Source organism: Polaribacter sp., assembly GCF_049276715.1.
In the GTDB taxonomy this organism is placed as follows: Bacteria; Bacteroidota; Bacteroidia; order Flavobacteriales; family Flavobacteriaceae; genus Polaribacter.
Genome location: NZ_JBASWY010000044.1, coordinates 22,711 through 39,273 on the forward strand (window position 1 = coordinate 22,711; position 16,563 = coordinate 39,273).

10 protein-coding genes are annotated in these 16,563 nt (G+C 30.3%); 5 read left to right on the forward strand and 5 right to left on the reverse strand.

The features are described 5' to 3' along the window. Positions 1 to 2 precede the first annotated feature (2 nt). From WAO74_RS11040 to WAO74_RS11060, 5 genes are all read right to left on the reverse strand, one after another. On the reverse strand, positions 3 to 896 hold the full coding sequence (locus WAO74_RS11040) for a ComEA family DNA-binding protein (protein ID WP_422162099.1): 894 nt from the start codon (positions 894 to 896) through the stop codon (positions 3 to 5). Between the two features lie 13 nt (positions 897 to 909). After that, positions 910 to 2,580 (reverse strand): alanine/glycine:cation symporter family protein, encoded by a 1,671-nt coding sequence (locus WAO74_RS11045; RefSeq protein WP_422162101.1) that lies wholly within the window; start codon positions 2,578 to 2,580, stop codon positions 910 to 912. 103 nt (positions 2,581 to 2,683) lie between these two features. After that, positions 2,684 to 3,583: an SDR family oxidoreductase gene (locus WAO74_RS11050; RefSeq protein WP_422162103.1), complete on the reverse strand. Its 900-nt coding sequence runs from the start codon at positions 3,581 to 3,583 to the stop codon at positions 2,684 to 2,686. 47 nt (positions 3,584 to 3,630) lie between these two features. Beyond that, entirely contained in the window at positions 3,631 to 4,629 is a 999-nt protein-coding gene (locus WAO74_RS11055) for a potassium channel family protein (RefSeq protein ID WP_422162105.1), read from the reverse strand. Positions 4,630 to 4,632: 3 nt separating this feature from the next. Further along, positions 4,633 to 4,860 (reverse strand): PspC domain-containing protein, encoded by a 228-nt coding sequence (locus WAO74_RS11060; protein ID WP_422162107.1) that lies wholly within the window; start codon positions 4,858 to 4,860, stop codon positions 4,633 to 4,635. Between the two features lie 112 nt (positions 4,861 to 4,972). Between WAO74_RS11060 and uvrA the strand changes: the two genes are divergently transcribed. The 5 genes from uvrA (at position 4,973) to WAO74_RS11085 (ending at position 16,562) form a co-directional block, all read left to right on the forward strand. Continuing rightward, positions 4,973 to 7,795 (forward strand): excinuclease ABC subunit UvrA, encoded by a 2,823-nt coding sequence (gene uvrA, locus WAO74_RS11065; RefSeq protein ID WP_422162110.1) that lies wholly within the window; start codon positions 4,973 to 4,975, stop codon positions 7,793 to 7,795. A 32-nt stretch (positions 7,796 to 7,827) separates the two neighbouring features. Continuing rightward, entirely contained in the window at positions 7,828 to 8,535 is a 708-nt protein-coding gene (locus WAO74_RS11070; RefSeq protein WP_422162112.1) for a TIGR00730 family Rossman fold protein, read from the forward strand. A gap of 67 nt (positions 8,536 to 8,602) precedes the next feature. Next, entirely contained in the window at positions 8,603 to 11,413 is a 2,811-nt protein-coding gene (locus WAO74_RS11075; protein WP_422162114.1) for an aminopeptidase, read from the forward strand. A gap of 143 nt (positions 11,414 to 11,556) precedes the next feature. After that, a complete protein-coding gene (locus WAO74_RS11080) occupies positions 11,557 to 14,010 on the forward strand; it encodes an alpha-ketoacid dehydrogenase subunit alpha/beta (protein ID WP_422162116.1) in 2,454 nt (817 codons plus the stop codon). 128 nt (positions 14,011 to 14,138) lie between these two features. Beyond that, complete coding sequence (locus WAO74_RS11085; RefSeq protein ID WP_422162117.1) at positions 14,139 to 16,562, forward strand: zinc-dependent metalloprotease; 2,424 nt, start codon at positions 14,139 to 14,141, stop codon at positions 16,560 to 16,562. The last annotated feature ends 1 nt before the right edge of the window (position 16,563 follow it).

The window sequence follows — 16,563 nt, forward strand, 5'->3', positions numbered from 1 at the left end:
ATTTATTCAGCTAGCAAATATAAGACTATTCTATCATACTTATCTAAGGGAAAATCTTTGATGTTTTTTAATTCGGATATATTTTGAAGCTCTGCAACCTCATCTCTATAATTAAAAATTTTCTTACAAAGCTCGTAATCTATGTAGGGATTTTTAAGCAATTCCTTGAATTCGACTGTATTTATGTTTATTTTTTTGATAATAGGTTTTTGCTGAATTTTAAACACAGCAAGCACTTTATCTGCAACTTCTTTTTCTAAACCCCAAACTTCATAAAGTTGATTAATAAAAGTAAATCCTTGTAATTTAGAACGATACTTAATAATTCTTTCAGAAAATGCAGGTCCTATTCCATTTATTGCTTTGAAATCTTCTGCTGTTGCTTTGTTAATGTCTGTAGTTGATATTTTAATTTCTTTCTTTTTATAGAAAGTTTTATCTGAATATTGAGATGATGAATTTTTAGCTTGATTTTGTTTCACAACCCAATCTGGAAATTTAAAATAAGGAGAAATTTTATTTAGTAAAGAATCTGAAACTTTTGTTACATTCTGAAATTCTTTTTTGGAATTGACAAACTTATTCATTTTTCTAAATGCTAACAATCGATCTATTTCTTCTAAAGACATTCCTAATTGTTCGCCTTTAAAATCTGAAATATAGTTAGGATTGAAAGGATAGATTTTAGGCTTTCTATTTTCAATTTCAACTAATTTTAAACTGTCTATTTGTTTTTGAAAAGCGAATAATTCTGATTGATTATTATCAATCGGTTTATCCTCAGAAAAGACATCAGCATAAATTAAAATTTGAAGAATTATGATAATTATACCCAACAAAAAAATCCCATTTCTTTGGTTTTTGTTATACCAGAAATGGGATTTAAATATTTTCATACTAATTGATATTTTACATGTGTTTCGTTACATCTATTGCCCCATCTTGAATTGCTTCTTTTTTGATAGAAATTGCGCCTATATAACGTTTCATTTCGTTTCTTACTTTTGGAAACAAGAATAATAAACCAATCATATTTGGAAAAACCAATGCTAAAATCATAGCATCAGAGAATTTAATTACTGCATCTAAAGTTGCAGCTGCACCAATTACAACAAATAATAAAAATAAAATTTTATAAGTCATATCAGCCGCTTTTCCTTTACCAAATAAATATTTCCACGATTGTAATCCGTAATAAGACCAAGAAATCATTGTAGAAAATGCAAATAAAACAATTGCAATTGTTAATACATATGAAAAATGAGGAATTACAGAATCGAATGCCATTGATGTTAAATCTACACCATTAATTGTTTCTCCTGTAGCATTTAAAATTACACTACTTCCATGTTGAGCTGTATAATTAAATACAGATTGAGCATCTGTACCATTTATATTAAAGAAAATAATAACTAAAGCTGTCATTGTACAAATAACTACGGTATCTATAAATGGTTCTAAAAGTGCAACAACACCCTCGGATGCTGGATATTTTGTTCTAACAGCAGAATGCGCAATTGCAGCAGAACCTGCACCTGCTTCATTAGAGAATGCTGCTCTTTGAAATCCAACAATTAACACCCCTACTAAACCACCAAGTCCAGCCATTGGCGAAAATGCTCCGTCCATAATTAATTGAAAAGCAAAACCTATATCAGTAAAATTTGCGAAAATAATTATTAGAGAAGCAAGAATGTATAATCCTGCCATAAAAGGAACAATTTTTTCAGTAATTTTAGCAATTCGTTTAATTCCTCCAATAATTACGATACCCACTAAAATTGCTAGAATAACTCCTATAATTACTCCATTAGAACCTCCTTGCAAGTTGAACAAAGAACTAATTTGCACAGCAGCTTGATTAGATTGAAAAGCGTTACCACCTCCAAAAGAAGCACCAACACAAAGTATTGCAAACAACACTCCTAATACTTTACCTACAGTACCAAAACCAATTTCTTTAAATCCTTTTGATAAATAATACATTGGACCACCATATATGGTTCCATCTTCGCCAACATCTCTATATTTTACTCCTAAGGTACATTCAACAAATTTTGTAGACATTCCAAGTAATCCACAAACAATCATCCAAAAAGTTGCTCCAGGGCCACCAAGACCAATTGCAACTGCAACACCAGCAATATTACCTAAGCCTACTGTTCCAGAAACTGCAGTTGCTAATGCTTGAAAATGTGAAACTTCACCATGAGCACTTTCGTCACGAATTGTATCTGCTATGTCTTCTTCTGCTAAGGCCTCATCATTATTATATAATTTATCTACGCCATGTTTTTCTATATCTACATATTTACCTCTTACAGTATTAATAGCTGTCTTAAATTTGGTAATACCAGGAAATTTGAAATAAATAGTAAAAAAAGTTGCGCCTAAAACTAATAGCAAAACTACGAAAGGAATATTATACCCTGCAATAGGCACAGTAGTTAACACTAAGTTTTCCCACCAAACAGCAAATGGCATAAATGCATCATTTACCTGTTCGTCTAATCCTTTGTCTTGAGCAAATGACAACATTGGAATTACCAATAAAAGCAACGAAAGAATTTTTTTCTTCATAATTTAATAGTATTATTTTGTTTTGTTTGAATATTAGAATTTACAGCCTGCAATATCCTAAAAAATTGCTCTTTTAACAACTTTTATCCGCTAAATGTAAATTTTACATTAAGCATTCCTTAAATCTCTGCATATCTTCCTTAAAAGATTTTGGATAAAACCCTAATTCTTTAACTGTTTTAGATAAATCAAAACCTGTTTTGGCAGGTCTTGGTGCAGTTTGGTTTAATTTTGATGTTGATATTGGTTTAATTAAATTTTTATCTAAATGAAAGGTTTCTGCAATTTGTTGCGCAATTTCAAAAACACTCAGTAATTCGTTAGAGGAGATATTAAAAATTCCTTTTGCTTTTTTATCTAAAGAAATTTTACAGACTAGAGCCAAATCTTCTACATAAGTAGGTGTTCTATATTGATCGTTTACAATGGTAATTTCTTCTCCTTTTTCTAGCATTTCTTTTACCCACAAAACAATATTGCTTCTACTCATGTCAAAAACTTTTCCATAAACCAAAATGGTTCTTAAAATAGTGAAATCTATTTTTGAGTTGATTAAAATTTCTTCTGATTTTAGCTTAGATAACCCATAATAACTTAAAGGATTTGGCTTGTCTGTTTCTTTGTAGAATCCTTTTTCACCATCAAAAATAAAATCGGTTGAAATATGTATTAAATGGCTATTTATTTCTTCGCAAATTTCTTTTAACCATTGTACAACAACTATATTTAACACATCGCAAGCTGCTTTATTATTCTCACAATCATCAACTTGCGTCATTGCTGCTGTATTGATTATAAAGTTTGGACGAATTTCCATTAGCTTTTCTTTAAGTATTTTTTCATCAGTAATATCAATAGAAATATATTCAAAATCTTCTCTTCCACTTCTATTCTCTCCTCTAGAAAAACCAAAAATTCTATAGGTTTCTTTTTCTTGTAATAATAAATTTAATAATGACTGACCTAATAAACCATTACTACCAGTGATTATAACTTTTACCATATTTTTTTGCCCCTTTTAGATTCCTACTTGCTCAGCAATAACAGTAATTAAAACAACTCTCTTAACTTTTTAATCTGCTCTGGCCTTCCTAAAACAATAAGGTGTGTACCTTCTAGTAATATTGAATCTGCCTCCGGATTTATTAAATAATCTTTATTAGGATTTTTGTACCCTATAACTGTACACCCAGTTTTTCTTCTTAAATCTAAATCTAAAATCGTTTTATTTAAATATTTTTTAGGTAAATCGTCTACAGCAATTTCTTCAAGATTTGCAGTATTTTCACCTTCAATAGTTAATCTATCTACAAACTCAATTACATCTGGAGTTACTACTAAAGAAGCCATATGCTCACCACCTAATTTGTCTGGCATAATAACATTATCTGCGCCTGCTATTTTTAATTTACTATAAGAACTTTCTTTAGAAGCTCTGCTAATAATTTTGCAATCTTTATTTAATTGTCTTGCGCTTAAAACTACAAATAAATTATCTGCGTCTGAAGGCAATGCTGTAATTAAGTTTGATGCTTTTTTAATACCTGCTCTTAATAAAATTTCATCTGTTGTACTGTCTCCTTCAATATTTAAAACACCTTCTAAATCAAGCTTTTCAATAATTTCTTTATCTTGCTCGATAATCACAAATTCTTTTTGATAGTTTTTTAGTTTCGCAATTGCTTGTTTCCCATTTCTACCAAAACCACAAACAATGGTATGACCTTTTAAATTATTAATTTTTTTCTCCACTTTTTTATGTTTAAAATGATCAAATAACTTTCCACTCACCAAATATTCTGAAAACGAGGAAAGTGCATATCCAAAAACTGTAATACTTGTTAAAATTAAAAAAATTGTAAATATTTTTTCTTCTGGATTAAATGGTTGCAACTCTCCAAAACCAACTGTAGTTACTGTAATTACTGTCATGTACAACGCGTCTATAAACGTATAATTAGACAGCCACATGTAACCCAAAGTTCCCAATCCTAAAATAGAGAATACTAAGATTAAAATTTTATTTATTTTAGAGTGTAAAACGTTCATAAATTATAAATCGAAAACCGAACTTCTTTTCGTGTAAACTAAATCTTTTAACTTTATTAAAAACGCTAAAGTTAAATAGAAGCCAAAAGACAAACCTACTGTAAAAAAAGTAACATAAATAAAATAAATTCGTACATTTTTTGCACGCATGCCCAACCTGTCTGCAAGTCTTGTAAAAACCCCAAAGCCATGTCTTTCAAAAAAGTGTCGAACAGAATGTATTAAATTCATTTCTAATTTTTATCTGCAAGATAGTATAATCTCTTTATTTGTTCTACACTTTTTAAATCAAAAATGATTTCTATTGATTAACTTTGCGCTTTTGCAAAAAACCACCTTTTTTTTGAAAGATCAACAATACATAGAAGTTTACGGAGCTCGAGTTCATAATTTAAAGAATATCGATGTAAAAATTCCTCGAGATAAATTAGTTGTTATCACAGGTTTAAGTGGAAGTGGAAAATCTTCTCTTGCTTTTGATACTATTTACGCAGAAGGTCAAAGACGTTATATAGAAACGTTTTCTGCTTATGCTCGACAGTTTTTAGGAGGTTTAGAAAGACCAGATGTAGACAAGATTGATGGACTTTCACCAGTGATATCCATAGAGCAAAAAACCACCAATAAAAGTCCACGTTCTACAGTGGGCACCATTACAGAAATTTACGATTTTTTACGATTGTTATTTGCACGAGCTGCAGACGCATACTCCTATAATACAGGAGAAAAAATGGTTAGTTATTCTGATGAGCAAATAAAAGAGTTAATTTTAGAAGATTTTTCTGATAAAAAAATAGCAGTTTTGGCACCTGTAATAAAATCTAGAAAAGGACATTATCGCGAACTTTTTGAACAAATAGCCAAACAAGGTTTTGTAAGAGTTCGAGTAGATGGCGAAATTAAAGAAATTGAAAAAGGAATGCGTTTAGACAGATATAAAACGCACGATATTGAAGTGGTTATTGATAGATTATTAATAAACGAAACCTCAGAAAAAAGACTAGAAGAAACCATTAAAACAGCATTATATTCTGGCAATAACATTATGATGGTTATTGATGTAGATGATGAAAAACCGCGCTATTTTAGCCGAGAATTAATGTGTCCAACAACTGGAATTGCATACCCAAACCCAGAACCAAATACCTTTTCTTTTAACTCGCCAAAAGGTGCTTGTAATAATTGCAATGGTTTAGGAATTACTAATGAAATAAACCTAAATAAGGTAATTCCAGACAATACTATTTCTATTAAAAATGGTGGAATTGCTCCTTTAGGAGAACACAAAAGCAGTTGGATTTTTAAACAAATTCAGAATATTGCTGAGCGTTACAAATTCAAATTAACAGATGCTATAAAAGACATTCCAAAAGAAGCCATCGAAATTATTTTAAATGGTGGTAATGAGTCTTTCGAAATTGAATCGAAAACTGTCGGTGTTACAAGAAACTATAAAATAGATTTCGAAGGTATTGTTGCATTTATAGAAAACCAATATAGCAATGCAGAAAGTACTTCTATAAAACGTTGGGCAAATGGTTTTATGGATGAAGTTTCTTGCTCAGTTTGTGAAGGAAAAAGATTAAAAAAAGAGGCGCTCCATTTTAAAATTACAGACAAAAATATTAGCGATTTAGTACAATTAGATGTTACAGAATTGGCTGCTTGGTTTAAAAATATTGAGAAAGATTTATCAGAAAAACAAAACACCATTGCATCAGAAATATTAAAAGAAATTAGAACTCGAATTCAGTTTTTGTTAGATGTTGGCTTAGATTATCTAACGCTCGACAGAACTTCAAAATCACTTTCTGGAGGAGAAGCACAAAGAATTCGTTTGGCAACTCAAATTGGTTCGCAATTAGTTGGTGTTTTATATATTTTGGATGAACCCAGTATTGGTTTGCATCAAAGAGATAATCAAAAATTAATCGATTCTTTAATCAAATTAAGAGATGTTGGAAATTCTGTTTTAGTGGTAGAACATGATAAAGACATGATGGAAAAAGCCGATTATGTTTTAGATATTGGCCCAGGTGCAGGAAAACATGGAGGAGAAATTGTAAGTGCTGGCACGTATAAAGAAATCATCAAAAACAAAACCTTAACTACAGATTATTTAACAGGCAGAAAAAAAATTGAAGTTCCTAAAACTCGTAGAGAAGGAAATGGAAAAACCATCAAACTAAAAGGTGCTTCTGGCAATAATTTAAAAAATGTTTCTGTAGAGTTTCCTTTAGGAAAAATGATTTGTGTTACTGGTGTTTCTGGAAGTGGAAAATCAACTTTAATAAACGAAACCTTATACCCAATTTTAAACGCTCATATTTATAGAGGCGTAAAAAAACCAATGCCTTATAAAAAAATTGAAGGCTTAGAACATGTAGATAAAGTTATTGATATTGATCAATCTCCAATTGGTAGAACTCCACGTTCTAACCCAGCAACATACACCAAAACTTTTGATGAAATTCGAAGCTTATTTGCAAAAACTCCAGAAGCTGCAATTCGTGGTTACAAGCCTGGACGCTTTTCTTTTAATGTTACTGGTGGACGTTGTGAAACTTGTCAAGGTGGAGGAGTTAGAGTAATCGAAATGAACTTTTTACCAGATGTACAAGTAGAATGTGAAACTTGCCAAGGAAAACGATTTAACAGAGAAACATTAGAAATTCGATATAAAGGAAAATCGATTTCTGATGTTTTAAATATGACCATTGAAGATGCTACTAATTTCTTTGAAAACATTCCTAAAATACATAGAAAATTAAAAACCATTAAAGATGTTGGATTGGGTTATATTACGTTAGGTCAGCAATCTACCACACTTTCAGGAGGAGAAGCACAAAGAATAAAATTAGCCTCAGAATTATCTAAGAGAGATACAGGAAATACTTTTTATATTTTAGACGAACCAACTACAGGCTTGCATTTCGAAGACATTCGAGTGTTAATGGAAGTACTAAACAAGCTTGCCAATAAAGGAAATACAGTTTTAATTATAGAACATAATCTAGACGTTGTTAAATTGGCAGATTATATAATTGATGTAGGTATGGAGGGTGGAAAAAAAGGTGGAAAAATTCTAGTAACAGGAACTCCAGAAGAAGTAGCAAAACATAAAACAAGTTACACCGCAAAATTTTTGAAAAAAGAATTACTTTAGTAAGCTATTCTTTTTTAAAAGACAAATAAATTATGACAAACGACGATAGAAAAATAAGAGAAAAACTTGAACAAAAAACTTGGAACGAAATAAAAACCAACGACTCTTGGGCTATTTTTAAAATAATGGCAGAATTTGTAGATGGTTACGAACGTCTTAGCAAAATAGGCCCATGTGTATCTATTTTTGGTTCTGCACGCACAAAACCAGATCATCCTTATTACAAATTAGCAGAAGAGGTTGCTTATAAACTAACACAAAGTGGTTTTGGAGTAATTACAGGAGGTGGACCTGGAATTATGGAAGCAGGAAATAAAGGTGCAAACAGAGGTAAAGGACTGTCTGTAGGTTTAAATATCGAACTTCCTTTTGAACAACATGACAATCCTTGGATAGACCCAGGAAAAAGTTTAGATTTTAACTTCTTTTTTGTTAGAAAAGTGATGTTTGTAAAATACTCCCAAGGTTTTGTTGTAATGCCTGGAGGTTTTGGAACAATGGATGAATTGTTTGAAGCAATTACATTAATTCAAACTAAAAAAATTGGACGTTTTCCAATAGTTTTAGTAGGTAGAAAATTTTGGGGAGGAATCATAGAATGGATAAAAAACACTTTATTAGAAGAGGGCAATATTAGTCCAGAAGATTTAAATCTTTTTAGATTAGTAGATACTGCAGATGAAGCAGTAGAACATTTTAATAAATTTTATGCTAAATATAAATTAAAACCAAACTTTTAAAATTTAATATTTTAAATTAATATAGAAAACAAAAATTATCAACCGTTAAAATTTATAAAAATTTAATTTGAAAGCCTCTTTTAAAATATTCTTTTTTTGTTGCTTTTTCTCATTTAAATTAATTGGTCAGCAGAACTTTATTAAGATAAAAGCTGTTTTAGATACAGAAAAGAATGTTTTAAAAATTCAGCAAGAAATAATTTATATAAACAAATCTGACTCCATTTTAAAGAAAATGTATTTGCACAATTGGGCAAATAGCTTTAAAGACAGAAAAACCCCATTATCTAATAGATTTTTAGAAGATTTTAAAAAAGATTTTTATTTTGCAGAAGAAGAAGATTTAGGGCATTCAAAAATTAGTAATATCACAGTTAATAACGAAGCAGTAATTATTAACGAATTGCCAAAAAAAGCTGATATTTTAGAAATACAATTTAATAATTCTTTACAGCCAAAAGATTCTATTAAAATAAATGCTACATATCAAATAAAAATACCTGATGCTAGATTTACGGGTTATGGAAAAAAAGAAGAGGGTTATTTTTTAAGATATTGGTATTTAGCACCCGCAGTTTTTACAAACGGTTGGGAAACCATGAGCAATCTTAATATTGATGATTTGTATGAAGATAGAACAAATTTTGAAATAGAAATAGACCTCCCAAAAGACTACATTTTAGAAAGTAATATCTATCAATATGAAACAAAAAATGAAGAATCTTCTAACTATTTTTTAGTTGCCCAAAGTAAAACTGATGTAATTTTAGGAATTAGTAAAGAGAAAAAATTTAAAACTTTTAAAACCGCTGGTATTAATATTAATACCGACTTTATCAATAAAAATATAAATGATGAAGCTGCAACAGAGATTTTAAAACGTGAAGTTGAATTTATTCGAAGTTTTTTAGGTAAATATCCTCATCCAGAATTATTTATAGACGCTGTAAACCAGCGTAAAAACCCGGTAATAGGCTTGTCTCAGTTGCCGAAATTTATTCGCCCTTTTTCAGAAACATTTGATTGGGAAATTGAAATGTTTAAATCACTTTCTAGAAAATATATAGAAAACACCCTATTAGTGAATCAAAGAAAAGATTATTGGCTAATAGATGGTTTGCAGAATTATTTGATGATAGAGTACATTGAAAAGTTTTATCCTGATGTAAAATTATTAGGTAAAGTTTCTGAATATTGGATTATTAGAAAATTTAACCTAGCAAAACTAAAATTTAACGATAAATATCCATTTTTATATCAATTTAGTGCACGTAAATTTTTAGATCAATCCTTAACTACTCCTTCAGATTCTTTATCTAACTTTAATAGAATAGTCATCAATAAATATAAAGCTGGACTTGGTTTTAGATATTTAAAAGGTTTTATTGGTGAAAATATCTTTAATGAAGCTGTGAAAGAGTTTTATCAGAATAATAATTTAAAAATTAAAACTGGTAGCGATTTTAGAAAAGTACTGGAAGAAAAAACATCCAAAGACCTAGATTGGTTTTTTGGCGATTTTATACAAACGAATAAAAAAATAGATTATACATTAGAAAAAGTTGTTCAAAATAAGGATAGTTTAGAAGTTACTATAAAGAATAATAGAAATATTACAACACCTGTTTCACTCTATGGTATAAAAGATAAACAGATTAAATTTAAAAAATGGTTTGTAGATATAGATAGTGTAAAAACGGTAACCATAGCAAAAGGCGATTTCAATAGAGTTTCTTTAAATTACGAAAATGTATATCCTGAATACAATACTTTAGATAATTGGAAAACACTGGAAAAGAAAATTTTTAATAAGCCTATTAAGTTTTCTTTAATAAAAGATATTCAAGACCCCTATTACAATCAACTTTTTTACGAACCCAACCTGTCTTATAATTTTTATAATGGAGTAATTTTAGGTGTAAAAATACATAACAAACCAATTATTGAAAGAAATTTAGAGTTTACGCTGGCTCCTTCTTATGGTACAAAAAGTGGAACACTAGCAGGTAGTTTTTCTGTGTTGTACAATCAGTTTTTCGAAGAAACAAGTATTTATAAAATAACCTATGGTTTTGCAGGCATCACTCTAGATTATGCCCCAAGTTTAACTTATTCATCTTTAGTGCCATATATAGATGTCATTTTTAAAAGAAAAACGTTAAGAGATACAGGAACAGAAGGAATTAGAGCAAAATTAGTATCTATAAATAAAGAAGTTGCGCCTACAGACACTCAATCAGAGCAAGACAAATACAGTGTTTTTAGCTTAAATTATAGAAATAGCAAATTAAACATACTTGAAGAGTTTGGCTATAATATAGGAACAGAGTTCTCAAAAAATTTTTCGAAAGCTTATTTTGATATTCGATACCGATCTTTAACCGCTAAAAACAGGCAGTTAGATTTTAGAGTTTATGGAGGTACATTTTTAAATAATGATACCACTGGAAATTATTTTAGTTTTGGATTAGACAGAAGTAACGATTATTTGTTTCAGTTGAATTATTTTGGACGCTCTGAAGATTCTGGAATTTTTAGCCAACAATTTATAATCGATGAAGGTGGTTTTAAATCTGTTCTACCTGTTCGTTTTGCAAATCAATGGATGCTTTCTTTTAATTCGAGTATTGGTATGTGGAGATGGCTAGAATTTTACAACGATGTTGCTCTTTTAAAGAGTAGAAATCAAAGCGTGTATTTTGCTTACGAAAACGGAATTAGATTCAATTTTGTGCATCGAATATTAGAAGTTTATTTTCCAGTATATTCTAATAATGGGTGGGAAATTGGGCAGACTAGATATCCAGAAAAAATTAGATTTACACTAACAGCAAATGTAAATTCAATTTACAACTTTTTTAGAAGAGGACTTTTTTAAATTTAAACAGATTAGAAACTATTGTATAATTCTTAACAAAATAATACTTAAACCTTGTTTTGTTAACATATTCTTAATTTAAATAGATATTTTTAAATATCAACTAAAAAATCTATCTTTGTAATTGTTCAAATTAAAAAAACATGGCTACAAAAACGCTTACTAACAATACTCAAGAAATTTCTTTTAACGAATTTAAAAAAGAAGTTTTACAAGACTATAAAATTGCAAAAATAAGTAGAGAATGTAGTTTGTTGGGCAGAAGAGAAGTTTTAACAGGAAAAGCAAAGTTCGGTATTTTTGGTGATGGAAAAGAAGTGCCACAATTAGCTTGGGCTAAAGCTTTTAAAAAAGGCGATTTTAGATCTGGTTATTACAGAGATCAAACTTTTATGATGGCAATTGGAGAGCTTACTGCACAACAGTTTTTTGCAGGTTTGTATGCACATCCAGATATTAAAGCAGATCCAATGTCTGCAGGAAGACAAATGGGAGGTCATTTTGCAACCCACAGTTTAAATGATAATGGAACTTGGAAAGATTTAACTAAACAATACAATTCTAGTTCAGATATTTCGCCAACAGCTGGTCAAATGCCACGTTTATTGGGTTTAGCTCAAGCATCAAAAATATATAGAAACGAAAAAAGTGTTCAACATAAAACCACTTTTTCTGATAAAGGAAATGAAGTTGCTTGGGGTACTATTGGAAACGCAAGTACAAGTGAAGGTCTGTTTTTTGAAACCATAAATGCAGCAGGAGTTTTACAAGTACCAATGGTAATGAGTGTTTGGGATGATGAATATGGAATTTCTGTACATGCAAAACATCAAACAACAAAAGAAAGTATTTCAGAAATTTTAAAAGGATTTCAAAGAGACCATGAAAATGATGGTTATGAAATATTTGTAGTAAATGGCTGGGATTATGTTCAATTAGTTGATGTTTACAATAAGGCTAGCAAAATAGCAAGAGAAGAACATGTGCCAGTTTTAATACACGTAAAAGAGTTAACACAACCTCAAGGTCATTCTACTTCTGGTTCTCACGAACGTTACAAAGACAAAGATCGTTTACAGTGGGAAAAAGATCACGATTGCATTGCCAAATTTAGAGAATGGATTTTAGACTTCGAATTAGAAACCGAAACTGGTGAGGTTTTACGTTTTGTTGATGGTGAAGAGGATTTAATCATTTTAGAAAAAGAAGCAAAAAAAGAAGTAACCAATGCAAAAAGAAATGCTTGGAACTCCTTTTTAAACGAGGTAAAATCAGAACTTATAGAAGCGTCTCATTTATTAGAAAAAGTTGCATTAAAAAGCTCGAATGCAAATTTTATCACTAAATATAAAAACGATTTATTAGCTATTACAGAACCTACTAGAAAAGATGTTCTGTCTGCACTCAGAAAATGTTTGTGGTATGTGAGAAATGAACAATTTAGTGAAAAATTAGAGCTTCAAAATTTTATAAAATCATCATTTAAAAACGCACACTATAAATATTCTTCTCATTTAGCAAGTGAAACTAGTTTAAGTACTTTAAACGTTTTAGAGAAAAAACCAACGTACGCTCAAGATAAAAATTTAGTTGATGGAAGAATTGTAATGAGAGATAATTTCGATGCCATTCTTACGAAACATAAAGATGTAATTATTTTTGGAGAAGATGCAGGTTTTATTGGGGATGTAAATCAAGGTTTAGAAGGCTTACAAGAAAAGTATGGAGAAACTAGAATTTCTGATACAGGAATTAGAGAAGCAACCATAATTGGGCAAGGTATTGGTTTAGCAATGAGAGGCTTAAGACCTATTGCAGAAATCCAATATTTAGACTATTTGTTGTACGCACTTCAAATTATGAGTGATGATTTAGCCACTTTACGTTACAGAACGTTTGGCAAACAAAAAGCACCTTTAATTATTAGAACTCGTGGTCACAGATTAGAAGGTATTTGGCATGCAGGTTCGCCTATGGGAAGTATTGTAAATAACTTAAGAGGTATTCATGTTTTAGTACCTAGAAATATGACAAAAGCTGCTGGTTTTTACAACACTTTATTAGATGGTGATGATCCTGGTTTGGTTGTAGAATGTTTAAATGGCTACAGATTAAAAGAAGAAAACCCGACCAATTTAGGCGATTTTAAAACACCAATTGGAGTTGTAGAAACTCTTAAAGAAGGTACAGACATCACTGTTGTTTCTTATGGTTCTACTTTACGTTTGGTAGAAGATGCTGCAAAAGATTTAGCACAAGTGGGTATTGATATCGAAATTATTGACGTACAAAGTTTATTACCTTTTGATTTGAATCACGATTGTGTAAAAAGTGTGATGAAAACAAACAAATTACTAGTAATTGATGAAGATGTTCCTGGAGGCGCTTCTGCATACATATTACAAGAAATTTTAGAGAACCAAAATGCATACGAATTTTTAGATAGTAAACCATCTACTTTAACAGCAAAAGCACACAGAACTGCTTATGGTACAGATGGAGATTATTTTTCAAAACCATCTATTGAAGATATTTTTGAAAAAGTTTATGAAATGATGCACGAGTTTAATCCTACTAAATTTAAGAGTTTGTATTAATTCTCTTGATAAAAAATAGAAATCCCAATCAAATTTGATTGGGATTTTTTATTTTAACACAATCCATAAACAAGTTATTTACACTTTTTATTACTTTAGAACCTTAAACTAACAACACTAACCCAACTATGAAAAAACTACTACTCGTTTCATTTCTTTTAGCTTTTACAATTCCAAAAGAAATAGCAGCTCAAAAAAAGAAATCGAAAAAAAATGAAACAGAAGAAACAACAGCAAAACCTGTAAAAAGCAAAACTCTAAAATATTCCGATTTTGTAACATCAAAAACAAAAACAGATGAGGGTTTGTTTAAAGTTTACAATACAGACAATAAATACATCTATGAAATCCCAAAAACGCATTTTGGAAAAGAAATGTTATTAGTTACAAGAATCAAAGATATTCCAGCAAATTTAGGAGGTGGTTATGTAAATGCAGGTTCCAAAATTAACACACAAGTAGTTGTTTGGGAAGAGTTTCAAAATAAAATTTTACTTAAAGTAAAATCTTATGATGCTGTTGCAAACGATTCTTTGCCTATTTTTAAATCCGTAAAAGCAAATAATTTAGAACCAATTTTATATGCTTTTGATATTGCAGTTCAAAACAAAGATTCATCAGCAGTTTTAATTGATGTAACTAAATTTTTCTCATCAGACATCAAAGCTATTTCTGGTTTAACATCAAGATTTAGAAGTGCTTATAAAGTAAAAAGATTAGATAGTGACAGAAGTTTTATCAACAGTATAAAAAGTTATCCAGAAAATATAGAGGTTGTACAAGATTTTACTTTTGATGCAGATGCACCTCCAAGCAACTCAGATACAAATACGATTACAATTCGTGTAAATCAATCGATGATTGTCTTACCAGAAGATAAAATGATGCCAAGAATTTATGACCAAAGAGTTGGTTATTTTTCCATTGGAAATATCGATTATAGTTCTGAAGCTTTAAAAGCAGATGACAAAAGATATATTAGACGTTGGCGATTAGAACCTAAAGACATCAATGCTTATAATCGTGGAGAATTGGTAGAACCCATAAAACCAATTGTGTATTATTTAGATCCAGGAACTCCAGAAAAATTGAGAAAATACATCAAACAAGGTGTAGATGATTGGGCAAAAGTGTTTGAAACTGCAGGTTTTAAAAATGCAATTATGGCAAAATATCCACCAACTGAAGCAGAAGACCCAGAGTTTAGTATGGAAGATGTGCGCTATTCTTCTATTAGATATGTGGCAAGTACCACAAGAAATGCAACTGGCCCAAGTGTTTCTGACCCAAGAACTGGCGAAATTATTGAAAGCGATATTATTTGGTATCACAATCATTTACGTTCGTATAGAAATAGATATTTATTAGAAACTGGAGCTGCAAATCCTTCAGCAAGAACTTTAAACACTCCAGATGAAGAAATAGGCGAAATGATGCGTATGGTAATTTCGCATGAAGTTGGTCATGCATTGGGTTTGCCTCATAATATGGCTGCAAGTTATGCATATCCTGTAGATTCTTTACGCTCTGGAAAATTCACGCAAAAAATGGGAATTGCAGCAACCATTATGGATTATGCACGTTATAATTATGTGGCTCAACCAGGTGATAAAGACATCAGATTTATTAGACAATTAGGGCCTTATGATCATTATGCAATCAATTGGGGTTACAGAAAAATTCCATTGGTAAAAACTCCTGAACAAGAGGTTAAAACTTTGGATAAATGGATTGAAGAAAAAGCTGATAATCCTATTTATAGATTTGGTGGACAACGTTTTGACCCATCAGCTCAAACAGAAGGAATTGGAAATGATCAAGTAAAAGCATCTACTTACGGAATTAAAAACCTTAAAATTGTTGCAGAAAATTTACCAAATTGGACTTCTAGTCAAACCAATAATTACGAAGATTTATCAGAATTATATGGAGAATTATTAGGTGTTTGGAGCAGATATGTAGGTCATGTTGCTGGAAACATTGGAGGTGTTTTCGAGTACAATAAAAAGCCAGTTCAAAATGGAATGGTTTACAAAACAGTTTCTAAAGAGAAACAGAAAGAAGCCATGGTTTGGTTGCAAGAAAATGCTTTTAAAACACAAGATTGGCTTTTAAACCCAAAAATATTAGCAAATATTGATGAAAGTGGCTACACAGAAAATATGCTACGTTTGCAAAACCGACAATTATATTCCATTTTAAATGAATCCAATTTATTAATGATGATTGACGCAGAAATCATTGAAGCAGATACTTACACTGCTGCAGATATGATTAGAGATTTAAGAATGGGCATTTTTATAGAAGCTGATTACACAAGAAATGTTGACTTAATAGGACGTAATTTACAAAAATCTACCATTGAAAGAATGGGTATGCTATTAAATGCTAAAGACACAAAAAATTCTGATATTACCTCAATCATTAGAGGTGAGTTAAAGGTTCTTGATTTTCAGTTAACGCTGGCAAAAAACAGAAATATCAATAGAATTACAAAGTATCATTATGCAGATTGTTTGGCGAGAATCAAAGAAATTCTAGACCCAAAATAAT

What these genes read in the sequence shown, in the direction of transcription:
- WAO74_RS11060 (WP_422162107.1), bottom strand. Translation starts at nt 4,860, where the DNA reads ATGAATTTAATACATTCTGTTCGACACTTTTTTGAAAGACATGGCTTT.
- WAO74_RS11055 (WP_422162105.1), bottom strand. Translation starts at nt 4,629, where the DNA reads ATGAACGTTTTACACTCTAAAATAAATAAAATTTTAATCTTAGTATTC.
- WAO74_RS11085 (WP_422162117.1), top strand. Translation starts at nt 14,139, where the DNA reads ATGAAAAAACTACTACTCGTTTCATTTCTTTTAGCTTTTACAATTCCA.
- WAO74_RS11050 (WP_422162103.1), bottom strand. Translation starts at nt 3,583, where the DNA reads ATGGTAAAAGTTATAATCACTGGTAGTAATGGTTTATTAGGTCAGTCA.
- WAO74_RS11045 (WP_422162101.1), bottom strand. Translation starts at nt 2,580, where the DNA reads ATGAAGAAAAAAATTCTTTCGTTGCTTTTATTGGTAATTCCAATGTTG.
- WAO74_RS11040 (WP_422162099.1), bottom strand. Translation starts at nt 896, where the DNA reads ATGAAAATATTTAAATCCCATTTCTGGTATAACAAAAACCAAAGAAAT.
- WAO74_RS11080 (WP_422162116.1), top strand. Translation starts at nt 11,557, where the DNA reads ATGGCTACAAAAACGCTTACTAACAATACTCAAGAAATTTCTTTTAAC.
- WAO74_RS11070 (WP_422162112.1), top strand. Translation starts at nt 7,828, where the DNA reads ATGACAAACGACGATAGAAAAATAAGAGAAAAACTTGAACAAAAAACT.